At 53.7% G+C, this 17,489-nt stretch carries 14 protein-coding genes; 13 read left to right on the forward strand and 1 reads right to left on the reverse strand.

What is annotated here, in order from left to right; genetic code table 11:
* The first annotated feature begins 340 nt into the window (after positions 1 to 340).
* From BN1247_RS05375 to BN1247_RS18385, 13 genes are all read left to right on the forward strand, one after another.
* A complete protein-coding gene (locus BN1247_RS05375; protein WP_054949472.1) occupies positions 341 to 2,263 on the forward strand; it encodes a stage V sporulation protein D in 1,923 nt (640 codons plus the stop codon).
* 239 nt (positions 2,264 to 2,502) lie between these two features.
* On the forward strand, positions 2,503 to 4,002 hold the full coding sequence (locus BN1247_RS05380) for a UDP-N-acetylmuramoyl-L-alanyl-D-glutamate--2,6-diaminopimelate ligase (protein WP_054951506.1): 1,500 nt from the start codon (positions 2,503 to 2,505) through the stop codon (positions 4,000 to 4,002).
* The gene (locus BN1247_RS05385) at positions 3,995 to 5,668 is read left to right on the forward strand and encodes a UDP-N-acetylmuramoyl-tripeptide--D-alanyl-D-alanine ligase (protein WP_147675188.1); all 1,674 of its coding nucleotides are present in this window, start codon (positions 3,995 to 3,997) and stop codon (positions 5,666 to 5,668) included. Before BN1247_RS05380 ends, BN1247_RS05385 begins: the two co-directional genes overlap by 8 nt.
* Before the next feature lie 17 nt (positions 5,669 to 5,685).
* Positions 5,686 to 6,651 (forward strand): phospho-N-acetylmuramoyl-pentapeptide-transferase, encoded by a 966-nt coding sequence (mraY, locus tag BN1247_RS05390; RefSeq protein ID WP_054949474.1) that lies wholly within the window; start codon positions 5,686 to 5,688, stop codon positions 6,649 to 6,651.
* A complete protein-coding gene (murD, locus tag BN1247_RS05395) occupies positions 6,651 to 8,042 on the forward strand; it encodes a UDP-N-acetylmuramoyl-L-alanine--D-glutamate ligase (protein ID WP_054949475.1) in 1,392 nt (463 codons plus the stop codon). Before mraY ends, murD begins: the two co-directional genes overlap by 1 nt.
* Positions 8,043 to 8,075: 33 nt before the next feature.
* The gene (gene spoVE / locus BN1247_RS05400) at positions 8,076 to 9,173 is read left to right on the forward strand and encodes a stage V sporulation protein E (protein WP_054949476.1); all 1,098 of its coding nucleotides are present in this window, start codon (positions 8,076 to 8,078) and stop codon (positions 9,171 to 9,173) included.
* 101 nt (positions 9,174 to 9,274) lie between these two features.
* Positions 9,275 to 10,183: a UDP-N-acetylmuramate dehydrogenase gene (gene murB / locus BN1247_RS05405; RefSeq protein WP_054949477.1), complete on the forward strand. Its 909-nt coding sequence runs from the start codon at positions 9,275 to 9,277 to the stop codon at positions 10,181 to 10,183.
* A gap of 14 nt (positions 10,184 to 10,197) precedes the next feature.
* Complete coding sequence (murA, locus tag BN1247_RS05410) at positions 10,198 to 11,478, forward strand: UDP-N-acetylglucosamine 1-carboxyvinyltransferase (RefSeq protein WP_054949478.1); 1,281 nt, start codon at positions 10,198 to 10,200, stop codon at positions 11,476 to 11,478.
* 257 nt (positions 11,479 to 11,735) lie between these two features.
* Positions 11,736 to 13,085, forward strand: a complete 1,350-nt coding sequence (locus BN1247_RS05415) for an ISLre2 family transposase (protein WP_187119684.1) — start codon at positions 11,736 to 11,738, stop codon at positions 13,083 to 13,085.
* Positions 13,086 to 13,274: 189 nt separating this feature from the next.
* Complete coding sequence (locus BN1247_RS05420; RefSeq protein ID WP_054949479.1) at positions 13,275 to 14,030, forward strand: cell division protein FtsQ/DivIB; 756 nt, start codon at positions 13,275 to 13,277, stop codon at positions 14,028 to 14,030.
* A gap of 231 nt (positions 14,031 to 14,261) precedes the next feature.
* Positions 14,262 to 15,530, forward strand: a complete 1,269-nt coding sequence (ftsA, locus tag BN1247_RS05425) for a cell division protein FtsA (protein ID WP_054949480.1) — start codon at positions 14,262 to 14,264, stop codon at positions 15,528 to 15,530.
* Positions 15,531 to 15,572: 42 nt separating this feature from the next.
* A complete protein-coding gene (gene ftsZ, locus BN1247_RS05430; RefSeq protein WP_054949481.1) occupies positions 15,573 to 16,679 on the forward strand; it encodes a cell division protein FtsZ in 1,107 nt (368 codons plus the stop codon).
* A gap of 43 nt (positions 16,680 to 16,722) precedes the next feature.
* Positions 16,723 to 16,851: a hypothetical protein gene (locus tag BN1247_RS18385; protein ID WP_261796030.1), complete on the forward strand. Its 129-nt coding sequence runs from the start codon at positions 16,723 to 16,725 to the stop codon at positions 16,849 to 16,851.
* On the opposite strand, the gene msrA is transcribed toward BN1247_RS18385, so the two are convergent.
* On the reverse strand, positions 16,831 to 17,328 hold the full coding sequence (gene msrA, locus BN1247_RS05435; protein ID WP_054951507.1) for a peptide-methionine (S)-S-oxide reductase MsrA: 498 nt from the start codon (positions 17,326 to 17,328) through the stop codon (positions 16,831 to 16,833). The genes BN1247_RS18385 and msrA overlap by 21 nt on opposite strands.
* Positions 17,329 to 17,489: the final 161 nt, after the last annotated feature.

Genomic DNA, 17,489 nt, shown 5'->3' on the forward strand with positions numbered 1-17,489 from the left:
AAGACAATTAACATAGCAGCCCGCCCCTAGCAAGTAGCCAACTGCAACGTGTCCCGCTCCGCGAAGAAGCGCGGACGCGTTGCCCGCCTTTCGTGCGACGAAACCGCGAGATGACACCGGGTGCGGCTAGACGTTGCCAGCAGTGCACTGAGGCGGCCACCTGAGTGAGAGCTACGCATGTTGTGGCCGTCCCGCGCTACCGCCTTGCTCTACCGCGTTGCGCGGCCGCCTTGCTCTACCGTGTTGCACGGCCGCTTTGTTCTAATAGGCGGACAAGGTGAATAGGGTGTTTGTAAGAAGGAACACCTTATTTTAGCTGGTAGCTAGGGGGAGAACGAGCATGCGATTTTCTACCGTAACTGTTAGGAAACGCATTTTTTTTACGTTTTGTGTGGCGGTGTTATTTTTCGCCGCCCTGGTCGGTCGTCTCGCTTATGTGCAACTCGTACAAGGCGAGTGGCTGGCGGAGCAAGCGGACGATTTGTGGTCGCGCAACATTCCGTTCGAAGGGAAGCGCGGGGAAATTCTCGATCGGCACGGCAAACGGTTGGCGTATAACATTTCTGCCCCTTCCGTTATGGCTGTCCCGAGTCAAGTGAAAGACCCGAAGCAGACAGCGGAAACACTCGCAACTGTTTTACAGGCCGATGCAAAAAAAATATATAAACAGTTGACTAAAAAAGAGTACATCGTTCGCATCACACCAGAAGGGCGTAAAATATCGGAAAAGCTTGCGCGCGAGATTTACACGCGCGATTTGCCTGGCGTGTACATTGCTGAAGACAGTAAGCGGCACTATCCGAAAGGGGCGTTCGCGGCGCACGTGCTCGGTTTTACCGGCATCGACAACCAAGGGCTTAGCGGCTTAGAAAGTGTGTACGACAAAAAAATGCGCGGGACGCGCGGTCACGTGTCGTTTGAAGCGAAGGCGAGCGGGGAGAAAATACCTGGTGGCATCGAGCGCTTTACCCCGCCAAAGGACGGGTTAACGCTGAAGACGACGATCGACGCCGAGTTGCAAGCAATTATGGAGCGCGAATTGGATCAGGCACAGGCACAATTCCAACCGGAAGGCATCATCGCGATCGCTATGGATCCGAAGACAGGTGAAGTACTGGCGATGGCGAGCCGCCCGACGTACAATCCGGAAAAGTTTCGCGATTACGACCCAGACATTTACAATCGAAACACGCCGATTTGGCGTACGTATGAACCCGGTTCGACGTTTAAAATAATTACTCTGGCTGCGGCGCTGGAAGAAAAAGCGATCTCGCTTGACGACCACTTTCACGACCCTGGGTATATCGAAGTGAGCGGTGTGCATTTGCACTGCTGGCGGCGCGGTGGGCACGGGTCAGAGACAATGCTCGAGGTCGTGCAAAATTCGTGTAACCCCGGGTTCGTGAAAATGGGGCAAGTACTCGGCGAGGAGAAGCTGTTCAAGTACATTCGCGCCTTCGGGTTTGGCGACAAGACGGGGATTGACTTACCGGGAGAGGCGACTGGCATTCTGTTTAAACCGGAACAAGTCGGCCCGGTAGAATTAGGCACGACATCTTTCGGGCAAGGTGTGTCGGTGACACCGCTACAACAAGTCGCCGCCGTCTCCTCTGCCGTAAACGGCGGTAAAAAGGTGCAACCGCACGTGGCCAAAGAATGGGTTCATCCGGAGACGGGGAAAACGGTTGAACGCGTGCAATTAGCGCAGAAAAAACGCGTCATTTCCGAAGAGACGTCAGCGAAAGTGCGCCACGCGCTAGAAAGTGTCGTCGCGCAAGGGACAGGGCGGCGTGCCTTTATCGACGGATACCGCATGGGCGGCAAGACGGGAACAGCGCAAAAAGTTGGGCCAAACGGACGCTACTTAGAAAACAACCACATCGTGTCATTCGTCGGGTTCGCGCCAGCCGACGACCCAGAGCTCGTCGTCTACGTCGCGGTCGACAACCCGCAAGGCGTACAGTTCGGCGGGGTCGTGTCCGCGCCGATCGTCAAGCGCATCATGGCCGATAGCTTACGTAGCTTAGGCGTAAAACCGCGCAAAGACCAATTGGAGCCGGAAGTGCTTTATCCGGAGCAGCCGTTAGTGGAAGTGCCAAACTTAGTGAACTTAAAACCGAGCGAACTGCAAACTAGCCTGTACAGTTTCCAACTGCACGCGGTCGGGAAGGGCAACCGCGTCGTAGAACAGTCGCCTGCTCCCGGTACGCGGGTGAAACAAGGTGCGACAATCCGCGTTTACTTAGGTGAGGAAACGCCGTGACGGTCGTACTATTTTTGCAAAAGATTGTATAAGACGCGCGTCTTTAAGATGTGGTAAAATAAGAGAGGTTTACGTGTGCCAGGGAAACCTGGCATTTCGATTTTGACTGTGTGTTGCACGCCGAGTCGCTGGAAATAATGCGGGCTAAAGCTGCATAAAAAAGCTAGTGCCATACAACAATGGTTCTAGTGCCCATACAACAACGGTTTTTGTTTATTTTTCTTAGGGGGAGATGTTTGGTGCGACTGTCTGACATCAGCGAATGGCTTGTCCCCGTGCACGTAGTGGGCGAGCAAGATATAAAAATAGAAAACATCGCGTGTGATTCGCGGAAAGTGTCTGCCGGCGACTTGTTCATTTGTTTGCGCGGTTTTACGGTCGACGGGCACGATTTTGCCGCACAAGCGGTGGCACAAGGGGCGGTGGCGCTCGTCGTCGAAGAGAAACTAGCCGTAGACGTGCCGCAACTTGTCGTTCCAGATACGCGACGAGCGATGGCTGTCATTAGCAGCCGCTTTTTCGATTTTCCAAGCAATAAATTTAAGCTCATTGGCGTAACAGGAACGAACGGAAAGACAACAACCACTCACCTTATTTATCATATAATGACAGCGTGGGGAAAAAAGGCGGGGTTAATTGGCACAATTAACCGACGCATCGGCGATCAAGTCGTAGAAATGAAAAACACGACACCGGAAGCACTCGATTTGCAACGTTATTTGCACGACATGCACAGAGAGGGCGCTGATTACGTGGCGATGGAAGTTTCTTCGCACGCGCTCGATCTCGGTCGCGTGCGCGGGTGCCAGTTTCGTACCGCTGTCTTTACAAACTTGACCCAGGATCACCTCGACTACCACGAGACGATGGAAAACTACCTAGCGGCAAAAGAGCTTTTGTTTACTCAGTTAGGGAACACTTACAGCTGTAAGCAGGCAGCGTACGCTGTGTTAAACGCCGACGATGCGGCGAGCGATTATTTGTTGAAGCGGACAGCGGCGCAAGTTGTTACATACGGGATTGACCAAGCGGCTGACGTGCGGGCGACGAACATTCGCTTTAGCGGACAAGGTGTTTCTTTTGATGTGGAGACATTCCGCGGTAACGGGCACCTCGACCTGCAGTTGACAGGCAAGTTCAGTGTGTACAACGCACTCGCTGCCCTTGCGACCTGCTTGCTGGAAGGTGTACCGTTCACTGTTATTAAGGACAGTCTCGAACAGGTCGCGGGTGTCGACGGACGGTTTGAACGCGTCAACGCGGGGCAACCGTTCACCGTGCTCGTCGATTATGCCCACACACCGGACAGTTTAGAAAATGTGCTGAAGACGGTGCAAGAATTTGTGAGCGGACGCGTTTACTGTGTCGTCGGCTGCGGCGGCGACCGCGACCGTGCAAAACGCCCGCTCATGGCACAAATCGCTGTGCAGCACAGTGACGTTGCCGTGTTGACGTCCGACAATCCGCGCACGGAAGATCCGGAGCGCATTTTGCAAGATATGGTGGATGGCGTCAGCGGCGTCGACCGTGCACGCTTCACGGAAATTATCGATCGGCGCGAGGCTATTCAATTTGCGATTGACGCTGCGGAGCCGGGCGACGTCGTGCTAATCGCTGGTAAAGGGCACGAAACGTATCAAGAAATTAACGGCAAACGGTACGATTTTGACGACCGTTCGGTGGCGCGCGCGGCAATTGCGGCGAACGGGTTCGCAAAGGAAAGAGAGAGGATTGAGTAGACAGATGCGGACGACTTTTGATCAAGTAGTGACATGGCTAGGTGAGGAAGTAACGGACGTACGCGGGGTAGGCACTTACAGTGGCGGGGGAGATAGTCACAATAACGAAGCGGGCATTAGCGATCGCACGGGGGGCACTTACGGTAGCGAAGGGGGCGCCAACGGTGCTACGGACGCTACGGACGCTACGGGCGCTAACGGCAGAGAGGTGACCATTGACGGCGTCTCGACCGATACGCGCACACTCGCCCCGGGGAACTTGTACATTCCGATCGTCGGGGAACGGTTCGACGGACACGCCTTTATCGAGCAAGCGGTACAGGCGGGAGCGGCAGCGGTCGTCTGTCAGTCCGACCACACCGCAGTTGACGTGCCGCTCGGATGTCCAGTCGTTTACGTCGGCGACACACTCCGCGCCTTGCAGAAGCTCGCTCACGCGTATCGGCGTCATACCGACGCGCGTATCGTGGCCGTTACCGGTTCGAACGGGAAGACGACGACGAAAGATTTACTCGCCGCCGTCTTACGTACGACGTTTAACGTACATAAGACAGCGGGCAACTTAAACAACCACATCGGGTTGCCCCTCACAATACTTGCGATGCCGGAGGAGACAGACGTCGCTGTGTTAGAGATGGGGATGAATCACCCGGGCGAAATCTCCTTGCTCTCGCGACTGGCGGAACCCGACATCGCCGTCATTACGAATATCGGCGATGCCCACATCGAGTTTTTGGGCGAGCGGCGGGGGATTGCGCGCGCGAAGTTAGAAATCGTGGATGGGTTGGCGGCTGGTGGCGTACTCTTTATTAACGGCGATGACGACTTGTTGCCGGAAGAGACGGCGGAGCTCAAGAACCCTGTCTATAAAGTCGGTCTAGAAGAGCAGTCGAAGGTGTCAGCTTCCGAGACAGAGGAGACAGAGGAGACGGTGGAGTCCGACGCGGGGACAGCTTATGGAGAAGCTCCTATAACGAATGAGAGGAGACGTTTTGGCGCAGGTACCCAAAAACAGGGCGGCGGTTTCGCATGGACGGCGCGAGAGCTGGAGACGTTAGGTACGCGTGGGACGCGCTTCACGACGAGTGACGGCTGTCACTATGAGCTGCCGCTACTCGGCGCGCACAACGTGCGTAACGCGTTACTCGCCTTAGCCGTCGGACGCTATATGGGCGTGACGCGCGAGGCGCTGCAGGAAGGGCTCAGGACGGCGAGCACTAGCGGCGGGAGGCTGCAGTTAGTGGAAAGTACGAGTGGCATGTGGGTCATCGACGATTCGTATAACGCGAATCCGACCGCCGTGCGGGCGGCGATCGACACGTTAGTCGGCCTGCCGGGGAAAGAGGAAAAATGGGCGTTACTCGGCGATATATTTGAACTCGGGGCACACGAAGAAGCGTTGCACCGCGAACTTGGCGCCTACGCGTGTGACAGAGGCGTGGATCGCCTGTTTACCGTCGGTATGCGCGGTCGCTGGATTTACGATGCGGCGAAAGAGGCAAAGGGAGATTCGACGATGATTGCGCATTTTGATACAGTAGACGAAGCGATCCACGCGATCAGCGAGTTACAAAGTGCGCGTGCTGCGTTGCTCGTGAAAGCGTCGCGCGGTATGGCACTCGAACGAGTCGTGAAGCAGCTGTGCAATCCGGCTACATCGCGATAGAAAGGGGGAGTTTTTGTATGGAAATTAGAGAAATTGTTATTCCGATTATCGTTGCTTTTTTAATGACCGTCATTATTGCGCCGTTGTTCATTCCCGTCTTGAAGCGAATGAAATTTGGGCAAGAAATTCGCGAAGAAGGTCCGAAAGCGCACTACAAAAAAGCGGGTACGCCGACGATGGGCGGCATCATTTTTTTGTTGTCTTTAACGCTAGTCAGTGTGACGTTCGCCCCGCGCAATGTGGAACTGTTTATGCTTCTGTTTGCAACGCTCGGCTACGGCTTGCTCGGTTTTTTGGACGATTTTATTAAAGTAGCCTACAAGCGGAACCTCGGGCTGACTGCGAAACAAAAACTGTTTGGGCAACTCGTCATCGCTGGCGTGTTGTACTGGGTACTCGTCCAAAGCGGTCTGTCGACGACGCTCCACGTGCCCGGCACGAATTGGTCTGTCGACCTCGGATGGCTCTACTTGCCGTTCCTCATTCTCATTATGTTAGCTTCGACGAATGCCACTAACTTGACCGACGGAATCGACGGCTTACTGTCGGGGACCGCATCGATCGCCTTCGGCGCTTTTGCGCTTATCGGGCTGTACTACAGCAACTATACGGTCACGCTGTTCTCGGTCGCAGTGATCGGCGCCCTGCTCGGTTTTCTCGTCTTTAACGCGCATCCGGCGCGCGTCTTTATGGGTGACACCGGCTCGCTCGCCCTCGGCGGCGGCTTGGCCATGGCGGCCGTACTCACGAAGACGGAGCTAGCGCTCGTCGTCATAGGCGGCGTGTTCGTGATCGAGACACTATCCGTTATGCTGCAGGTGCTGTCGTTCAAACTGCGCGGTAAACGCATTTTCCGCATGAGCCCGATTCATCACCACTTTGAGCTCGTCGGGTGGTCAGAATGGCGCGTCGTAACGACGTTCTGGTCGATCGGATTCCTATTTGCCGCGCTCGGCTTGCTGTGGATTGGGGTGAGAATGTAATGGATGGAACGTTGCGCGATGCCCCTCGCGATCCCACCGCGTGGACAGGTAAACGCGTGCTCGTGCTCGGGTTGGCTAAAAGTGGCGTCGCCGTGGCGAAGTTGTTGCACCGCCTCGGCGCACACGTGACAGTGAACGACCGGAAACCGCGCGAGGAAGCGCCGGAAGCAGCTGTTCTGGAAGCGCTCGGGATCCGCGTCGTCTGTGGCGGTCACCCGGAAGGCATCGTAAACGACAGCCTTGACCTCGTCGTCAAAAACCCGGGTATTCCGTACCGCGTCGTGCCGGTACAAGCAGCGATTGCTCTTAACTTGCCGATCGTGACCGAGGTGGAGATCGCCTACCGCTTGAGCAAAGCGCCGTTCGTCGGTATTACTGGCTCCAACGGAAAGACGACGACAACGACGTTAGTGGGGCAAATGCTCGCGGCGGGAAAAGTGCCGAATGTCGTCGCCGGCAACATCGGGCGGGCACTCACTGACGTCGCTGCCTCCCTCGACCGCTCGTCTTGGCTCGTAGCCGAACTGAGCAGCTTTCAATTGAAAGGGACGGTGGCGTTTCGTCCGCGCGTGGCGGCGCTACTGAACATTATTCCTGCTCATTTGGACTATCACGAGACGATGGACGACTACGTCCAGTCAAAGCAAAAGCTGCTCAGCAATCAGACGGCGGACGAGATTGCGATCGTCAATGCCGACTGCGCGCACAGTATGCGCCTTGCGGCCGAGGCGAAGAGCCGCGTGTGGCGGTTTTCGCGTACGCAAGAGGTGGCTGTCGGCACCGATGTCAGAGATGGCTGGATTTGCTTCCACGGGAAGGTGGGTCAGACAGAGCAAATCGTACCTGTCGCCGAAATTGCCCTCATCGGACAACACAACTTGGAGAATGCCTTAGCTGCGGTGGCGATCGCCAAAGCGTGTGGCGTTCAGACAGCGGCGATTGCCGACGTCTTGCGCCAGTTCCCGGGCATCGAACACCGGCTCGAGTTCGTGCGGGAGCTCGATGGCGTCCGCTATTACAATGACTCGAAAGCGACGAATCCGGTTGCGCTCGCACGCGCCCTCGAATCGTTTACGGCGCCCGTCGTACTAATCGCCGGTGGTCTGGACCGCGGCATCGATTTTCGCGAACTCGTGCCGCTGTTTAAGGAACGGCTGCACGGATTAGTCGTTTACGGACAAGTGCGGGACGTGTTAGCGCAGCGGGGACGCGAAGCGGGAGTACCAGTTGTCGCCGCGGCCGCACATTTGCGCGATGCCGTCGTCAAGGCGCGGGGCATGGCTCGCACTTCCGACGTCGTGCTCCTTTCGCCGGCTTGTGCCAGTTGGGATCAATTTGCTTCTTTTGAAGAGCGGGGAGGTATTTTTAAACAAGCCGTGCATAGCTTGTAACAAGGACGTTCACCCGGTGAAGGGGGCCTTGTTATGGCGAAGGACAGAGGGGCGGCAGATCCGTGGCTGACTGCTGCCGTCTGGCTACTATTGTGCGTGGGCGTGCTGATGGTGTACAGCGCAAGCGCCGTGCTTTCTTACCACAAGTTTGACGACTCGCTCTACTACGCAAAACGGCAGCTGCTGTTTGCCGTATTGGGCGTGTTTTTAATGTTGTGGCTGGCGCGCCTCGATTACGACACGTGGCAGAAATGGTCGCGCACCGGTCTCATTGCTTGTTTCGTCTTACTCGCCGTCGTGCTCATTCCCGGCGCCGGTATTTTGCGCAACGGGGCGCGCAGTTGGCTCGGCCTCGGCGCGTTCAGCATTCAACCATCCGAGTTTACAAAATTAGCGCTGATCGTCTTTTTAGCGCATTGGCTACCTACCCGCAAACAAAACTTAACCCGGTTCACGACTGGATTATTGCCGCCGCTCGCGCTTTTAGCCGCAGCGTTTGGACTCATTATGGCGCAACCCGACTTAGGGACGGGGACCGTTTTGTTTGCGACCGGTATGTTGATTATTTTTGTCGCCGGGATGCGCATCAAGCACTTAATGGCGATGGTTGCTTTAGGCTTGGCGGGTTTTACTGCGCTCGTCGCTTCGGCACCGTATCGGATCGACCGCATTACTGCGTTTCTCGATCCGTGGCAAGATCGGCTCGGTTCGGGATACCAGATCATCCAGTCACTGTTTGCGATTGGCCCGGGCCGCTTAATGGGGGTTGGCTACGGCTTAAGTAAACAAAAACATTTGTACTTGCCTGAGCCACAGACGGACTTTATCTTTTCGGTAACGGCGGAGGAGCTCGGTTTTATCGGAGCAGCAACGGTCGTCGTCCTCTTTCTCATTGTCGTCTGGCGCGGCGTGCATATCGCCTTTCGCGCGCCGGATTTGCCGGGGACACTCATGGCGGTCGGAATTACCGGGATGATCGGCATTCAGGCGTTGATGAATATCGGTGTCGTTACCGGGATGCTGCCGGTGACCGGGATTACGTTACCTTTTTTAAGTTACGGCGGCTCCTCGCTCACGCTCACACTTGTCGCAGTCGGTATTTTATTGAACATTTCCCGCTACGCCCGCTAACGCAGTTGGGCGATTGTCACGTTCTAAAAGCAGCGGGCATAAACTATGTTATACGTCGCCAAATATCGCACAACCGGTAGAGAAGATGGAGGTTCCAGCCGATGCAAACCATTAAACGACAATTACAGCAAGCGGGTGTCTCGCACGTACTAACCGACGAACCGCTCGTAAAGTATACGACGTGGCGGGTCGGCGGTTCGGCCGACTTGTTTGTATATCCGAAAAGCAAGCGCGAGCTGCAGCAGACGATGACCGTGCTCCACCGGGAAGGTATTCCGTGGCACGCGATCGGACGCGGTTCTAACCTATTAGTGCGCGATAACGGCATTCGCGGCGCTGTCATCAAAGTCGGGGAAGGGTTGGATCACCTGACGATCGAGGGGACGAGAGTAACGGCCGGAGGGGGGTACTCCTTCGTCCGCTTGGCGGGCAAGACGGCAAAAGCAGGTCTCTCCGGTTTGGAATTTGCGAGCGGCATTCCGGGAAACGTCGGCGGGGCGGTGTTTATGAACGCGGGCGCTCACGGTTCCGACGTGTCGCGGACGCTCGTGTCGGCAGAAGTGATTCTCGAAGACGGTTCTTTCAAGACGCTGTCAGCGGCTGACTTAAACTTTCGCTACCGTACGACCGCGTTACAAGAGCACGTGCACGGAGTCGTGGCGGAAGCGACATTTGCTCTAAAAAAAGGGAACCCTGCACAAATTATGGCTGACGTGCGCGCGTTTAAACAGCGGCGCAATCGGACGCAACCGCTGAACCACCCGTGTGCCGGAAGTGTGTTCCGCAATCCCCCTGGCGATCATGCCGGGCGCTTGATCGAAGCTGCGGGCTTAAAAGGTTATCGCGTCGGAGATGCCGAAGTGTCTACGCTGCACGCGAATTTTATCGTGAACAACGGTAAGGCGACAGCGGCTGACATCTTGACGCTGATCGGCGATGTACAAAAGACAGTACTAGAAACGTACGGCATCGTTTTACACCCGGAAGTGAGAGTCGTGGGCGAGGAGTAAACGGGGGTGTAAGTTTGGAGCAATTTATCGTTGAAGGGGGTCGTCCACTGTGTGGCGCCGTCCGCGTGCACGGTGCGAAAAATGCGGCGCTCCCTATATTGGCGGCAACGGTTCTCGCCGCCGGGGAGCACGAAATAGACGATGTCCCCGACTTGCTCGACATAAAGGTGATGGTAGACATTCTACGCGCGTTAGGGGCACGCGTCAACCGTTTCGGCGACCGCATCGTCATCGATACAACGGCGCTCGGCGCAACGCATATACCTGACGACTTGATGGGTCAAATGCGCTCTTCGATCTTTCTTATGGGGCCGCTCCTCGCACGCTTTCGCGAAGTGAGCATGACGCGACCTGGGGGCTGTGCCATCGGCGCCCGCCCGATCGATCTCCACTTGCGCGGCTTGCGTGCGCTCGGCGCATCGATTCAGGCGGTTAACGGCGTGCTTTCGTGTTACACCCGCCGCTTGACGGGTAATACGGTCATTCTCGATTTCCCTAGCGTCGGGGCGACGGAAAACATCATGATGGCCGCGACCCTCGCACAGGGGGTTACGGAAATAGTCGGGGCGGCGAAAGAACCGGAAGTCGTCGACCTACAAAACTTCCTCAACCGGATGGGGGCCCGCATTCGAGGGGCTGGTACTGAGACGATCACCGTGCGCGGGGTGCACGAGTTACACCCTGTCTCTTACACGATTATTCCCGACCGCATCGTCGCCGGCACACTGTGTATCGGCGCCGCCATAACCCGCGGGAGCGTGCTGCTTAAAAATGTGGAACCCAACCATTTAAAAGCGCTCATCCATTTTTTACGGCAGACGGGCACAAAGGTTGAGGTGACCGGCGATACATTGCGCGTTGCGCGAAGTGGTCCGCTTAAGCGAATCGCCAAACTAGCGACGGCGCCGCACCCCGGATTTCCGACAGACATGCAGGCGCAAATGACAGCACTCATGACGATTGCCGACGGTACGAGTATTATTTCTGAGACGGTGTTTGACGGACGGTTTAAGCACGTTAACGAATTGATGCGCATGGGGGCAGATATCGTCGTCGACTTACAGTCCGCATTTGTGCGCGGCGTGCCGTATTTATCGGGGGCATACGTCGAGGCGCCCGATTTGCGCGCCGGTGCCTCCCTCATATTAGCAGGTTTGGCTGCCGAGGGAACGACAGTCGTCCAAGAGATCCAGCACGTCGACCGCGGCTACGAGCAGTTAGAAAACTTGTTGTCACAGCTAGGTGCCAAAATCGAACGCGTGTCAGCGCAGCCCGTGACTAAGTCGTTAAAGTAGTCGCGGGCATTTCGTGTCCGCGATAACGCGATAAAGATAACGCGAAAAATGGTACTGAAAAACAAACAGTTTTATAAAATCTTTGTTCGATTTCTTCGGTATGTGTAACATTTCTCTCGAAGGGTTTTAGCAGGAATTTGGAGGGAGAATATAGAAAAGGAAGACCTAAATAGTACTCCTAACCACCACGAAAGGAGAGGTCTTCCTTGAAAACCATTATACCAGAAATCGCTACTATCTTGGAACAGTCTACAGATATGTTGTCGTTTTGGGAAAGCTTACGTATTCGCCTGATGGAAGTGATGGCTGATCTGTTCGGAGAATTTTTGGAGCAGCTCGATCAGATGATGACGACGCATTACAAGGAAAAATACGGTTGGAAAAGTGAGCGATTGGACAGCCGGGAGTTCACCAGTTTTTTTGGGACAGTGTCCTATAAACGCCACTTGATGTACGACCGAAACGGAAACGCACATTACCCTGTCGATGAGGCAATCGGTTTAAAACGCCGTAAAAGATACAGCCCAGACCTTATGATGCTCGGAGCAGAGTTAGCTGCAGCGCCGGGAATGACCTACCGCCTCGCCTCAGAGGTCACGCAAAAACTTGCCGGTATAACGATCAGCCATACGACGTTTCAGCGCTTAGTAAAAGAAGCAGGTGAAGCTCAAGCTGTCATGGATGCTGAAAAAAGGGATCGAATTTTTGAGGATACGGTAATTCCTAACTCTCCGTCCGTTAAGCACTTATATTGCGAAGCAGATGGCTTATACGTCAAAGGGAGAGGCAAAGGAATAGAGATCAAAAATATGCTTGCCTATACCGGGTGGGAGCAAAACGGACAGCGTGTCTCGTTAACAGATCGTCACGTCTTTTCTACCGTTGAATCGGTGGATGACTTTTGGGAAATAGGTTATGCAGCGATTCGACATCGTTGGGATCTCTCACATACACATGTGGCGACTAATGCGGATGCGGCTTCATGGATCTCTGAGGAACGCGTTCAAAATACCTTTTCTGAAGCGACATCGGTTGTCCGCCAATTGGATCCTTTTCACGTAAAGAGGAGTATTCGTCGCGGGTTGAGCCGCCAGCCAAGGCTCATTCCTCAAATTGAAAAGGCAATATCCGAAAAAAATAAGGATAGGTTTAAAGCGGTGATTGATACGGCACAGGGAAATGCAGAGACGGAGCGAGAGGAAAAGCGTATCGAGAACATGCAGAAGTATCTTGAAGGGCACTGGGAGATCCTCTGCGACTGGCGTGAGGTTAGTCCAGACGTGCCAAAAAATGCTCGTAGGATGGGATGCATGGAATCGAACCAGAGACGTCTGGCATACCGCATGAAACGTCGTGGCATGTACTGGAGTGAAGAAGGGGCTCAAGCCATCGCCAAAGTACAACAAGGCGTTACCAATGGGACGTTGAGACAGGCATTATTAACTGTCTGGCCCAACCGCCAAGTGACACAAAAACTAAAACGCCATGCGAGGCGAATAGGTAAGTCGGATCACATTGGGGTTCAAGTTGGCAGGATCCAAGTAGGTGCCGCATCAGCTTCAAGTGCTATTGGGTATTTGGATAAGGTGGTTAATCGCCGTCCTTGAAGAGTTAACTCCTCAAGGGCGGACAACAAGTGAACGTTAGGGAATGACATATTTAGGTCTTTAAATCCTTGATCCTGTAAGGTCGTCGAGTAAAGCTTGACACATACATTTCTTCGCAACACCTTTTGTGAGCAGTGAAGATTTGTTAGAATAGAAGAGTATGCAGTATTTTATTAGGAGCCGGTGTGTATGCGTGACTCCATGCCTATTTATCGGGAAAAGGAAAAAAACAAGAGGCGGCCAAACCGGCTTGCTCTCGTGTTTATCGTGTTGTTTTTTCTTTCCCTACTCGTGCTGTTATTTTTTCAATCGCCGCTCAGCAAAATTAGCACGATCGACATTAGCGGCAACCGCACGTTAAAAGATGCAGACGTGTTAAAACAAGCATCGCTAAAGAAAGGCAAGCAATTTTTTTCGTGGGATCCACAAGCTGCGAAAAAACAGTTAATGCAGAACGAACAAGTAAAAGACGTTAAAATCACCAAACGCTTTCCTGGAAAAGTAACGATTAAGTTCGAGGAATGGCCACGAGTTGCCTTTTGGTTAAAAAAGGATAAGGACGGGAACGCTCAGTTGCGTCCGGTGTTGGCCAACGGAGTCATCGTGGACAAGCAGTGGAAAGGGACAGTAGACCGACCGCTCCTCCGCGGCTGGTCTGATGAGTCGGCGGTAGCGAAACTGAGTAAGCAACTGGAACGTGTCGAGCGGGTCACGCTGCGTTCGCTTTCGGAAGTTCACCCGCAACCGAGCGATATTTACAAGGATCAAGTTCGCGTTTATACGGATGACGGCTATGAGGTAATTACGCGCCTTTCTACGTTTCATGAAAATATGAATCAATACCGCAACTACGTCGATCCAGACAAAAAAGGGATCGTTCATATGACTTACGGACGAAACTTTGGCTGGTTTGAACCGTATGAAGAGATAGAAGCGAAAGAGTGATGTACGCGCTGATAAAAGTTGGAAGGAAACTTGTCTGTAAGAGGGAACGTTATGCCGTAATAGCGGACGTTTTCACTTAATGTACATACAACCTGTTTTGTACGCGCCTCTTTTCATTTTCTTGTACATGCGTTAAAGTTTAACTGGATACTACGGGTACAAAATAGTGGGGCTACAAAAAAGAGGAATTCGCCTGTTTTCGTAGAAAGTAACTATTATGTCCTCATTCAAATGAGAAGAGGGATAGCTAGGAGGTGCCACCGGTTGCATAGTGACTATATAGTTAGTCTCGACATTGGAAGCGCCAAGGTTCGCGCGATTGTCGGGGAAATAAACAATGGAACCCTTCAAATTGTCGGTGTGGGCACTGCTGAATCCCAGGGAATTAAAAAAGGGGCAATTGTCGATATAGATCAAACCGTACAGTCGATTAGCGAGGCTGTGGAACAAGCTGGGCAAATCGTCGGGATCGACATCGGACAAGTTATCGTCGGTATTAATGGAAACCACATCGAATTACACGCGAGTCACGGTGTCGTCGCCGTGTCTAGCGAAGATCGCGAAATTGGACAAGAAGACATTTCGCGCGTGTTACAAGCGTCATGCGTCATCGCTACCCCCCCCGAACGGGAGATTATCGATGTCGTCCCCAAACAATACATGGTTGACGGGTTGAGCGGCATTACCGATCCGCGCGGAATGATCGGTGTTCGTTTGGAAGTGGAAACAACGATTGTCACCGGGTCAAAGACGATTTTACACAATACGATTCGTTGTGTGGAGAAAGCGGGACTAGGAATTGCCGCTGTTTACTTGTTGCCACTCGCTTGTAGTGAAGTCGCACTGTCTAAAGATGAGAAGCAACTCGGCGTCGTGCTCGCAGATATTGGGGCTGGGGCGACGACGATCGCGGTGTTTGAACGCGGCAAACTGGTGGCGACGCGGGTATTGCCGGTTGGCGGAGAGTATATTACGAATGACTTGGCAATCGGCTTCCGCACACATTTTGACGTCGCGGAGAAAATTAAACTCACACACGGTTGCGCCGATCTTGATGAAGCGTCGTCTGACACGACGTTTAAAGTTCCGACCATCGGCAGTGACAAAGAATACGAATTTAGCCAACTCGACTTAGCTGAAATCGTCGAGCCGCGCGTCGAGGAGATCTTTCATTTAATTGCACTGGAAGTCGAACAGATGGGGTACTCGGAAACGTTTGCCGGCGGCTATGTCCTTACCGGTGGCGTTATGTCCTTACCCGGTGCGCTCACGGTGGCGCGTTCGGTACTCGGTTCGTCCGTTCGCAGGGCAGAACCGGACGACGTCGGCGTGAAGGACCCATCTTATACGAGCGGAGTCGGCCTTATTCGCTTCGCCCTAAAAAAACAACCGGGTCTCACGCGGGTGTCGCCCACTGCAAACTCGGCAAAAAAGAAACGTCCCGGACGCAAACAGCCTTTTTTTCAGCGCATAAAAGATTGGTTTAACGAAATGGTTTAAGCATTATTTTAGTCAGCTTTGTGACTTCGAGGGGGAGCGACGATGTTAGAATTTGATATTGAAACAGAACAAATTGCGTGTATTAAAGTAATCGGTGTCGGTGGTGGCGGCGGCAACGCCGTCAACCGCATGATCGAAAGCGGCATTCAAGGGGTCGAGTTTATCGCAGTCAATACTGATGCACAAGCGTTAAATAGTTCACTCGCCGACACGAAACTGCGCATCGGGGATAAATTGACACGCGGCTTAGGGGCAGGTGCTGATCCAGAAGTAGGTAAAAAAGCTGCCGAAGAGTCGCGGGAAATGATTGAGCACGCGCTCAACGGTGCCGATATGGTGTTTGTGACGGCAGGCATGGGCGGTGGGACCGGGACAGGAGCGGCGCCAACCATCGCTGAAATCGCGCGCGAGCAAGGCGCACTAACTGTAGGGGTCGTGACGCGCCCGTTTACGTTTGAAGGACGGCGCCGTTCGCAACAAGCAATCAACGGGATCAGTGTACTTAAAGAGAAAGTCGATACGCTTATTGTCATTCCGAACGACCGATTGTTAGAAATTGTCGACAAGAACACCCCGATGTTAGAAGCGTTTCAGGAGGCGGACAACGTGTTGCGCCAAGGGGTACAAGGTATTTCTGACCTCATCGCCGTCCCAGGTCTCATTAACCTCGACTTCGCCGACGTGAAGACGATTATGACGGAACGCGGTTCGGCACTAATGGGGATTGGCATGGCGACGGGTGAGAACCGCGCGGCCGAAGCAGCGAAAAAGGCGATTTCGAGCCCGCTACTCGAAACGTCGATCGACGGTGCGCGCGGCGTGCTGATGAACATTACGGGCGGGACGAATTTGAGCTTATACGAAGTGAACGAAGCCGCTGATATCGTCGCTTCTGCCTCCGACCAAGAAGTGAACATGATTTTTGGGGCGGTCATCCGCGAAGATTTGAAGGACGAATTACTCGTGACCGTTATTGCGACCGGATTTGAACACCGCGAGCAAGAGCAGCAGGCTAAGCCGACGCGACCGCAAATGCAGCGCAACCGGGTGGCGAATCGGAAAGAGACGAACAAACTCGATATTAAGCCGTTCGGCTCCGGGGACAAAGACAACCTAGATATCCCGACTTTTTTGCGCCGACCGAGGTAATTCCTTGCTTCAGACGAGGCGATGGAATTGACGGTGGAAAAAGTTGAATGAGGGAAGACACGACAGTCCGGTAACGTGTGCCGTTACCGGACTGTTTGTCGTTCGTCAAAAAGATCGGACGGCGGAGCGTGACTCGCTCTCGGGCAAAGGGTTACAAGTGGCACGAGTGTAAGCCGCGCTTGGCTAAGTACTTCTGATGGTATTCTTCGGCGGGGTAAAACGTCTGTGCCGGCGTTATCTCAGTAACGATCGGTTTTTTGTACACTCCCGACTGCGCTAAAGCCTTTTTCGACGCTATGGCAGTCGCTTTTTGAGCCTCGCTATGGTAAAAAATTGCCGATCGATATTGTGTTCCGACATCGGGACCTTGCCGATTGAGCGTCGTCGGATCGTGGTTTTTCCAAAACAGTTGCAACAGCTCGTCGTACGAAATGACCGCCTTATCAAAGACGATCTGCACGACTTCAGCGTGCCCCGTCTGATCGGTACAGACGTCTTCGTAGGTTGGGTTAGGTACGGTGCCCCCCATGTAACCGACGGCCGTTTCACGCACACCTTCTGTATTCATAAACAGTGCTTCCACACCCCAAAAACAACCTGCGCCAAATGTGGCTGTTTCTAGCGTTTTCGCTCGTTCTACTGTTTTCATGTGCAACACACCCTCGATTTGTTTTTCGCCTGTTTCGTTTTTCTTATTATACCAATTTCTTATGATGCCAAACAGACATAAAAAGATCTCCACCTTAGTTTTTGCAACTAAAGTGGAGACATTAGGACATCGCGACTCCATACGGTTTTAACCGTGTGAGT

Origin of the sequence: Numidum massiliense, assembly GCF_001375555.1 — a bacterium.
GTDB lineage: Bacteria > Bacillota > Bacilli > Thermoactinomycetales > Novibacillaceae > Numidum > Numidum massiliense.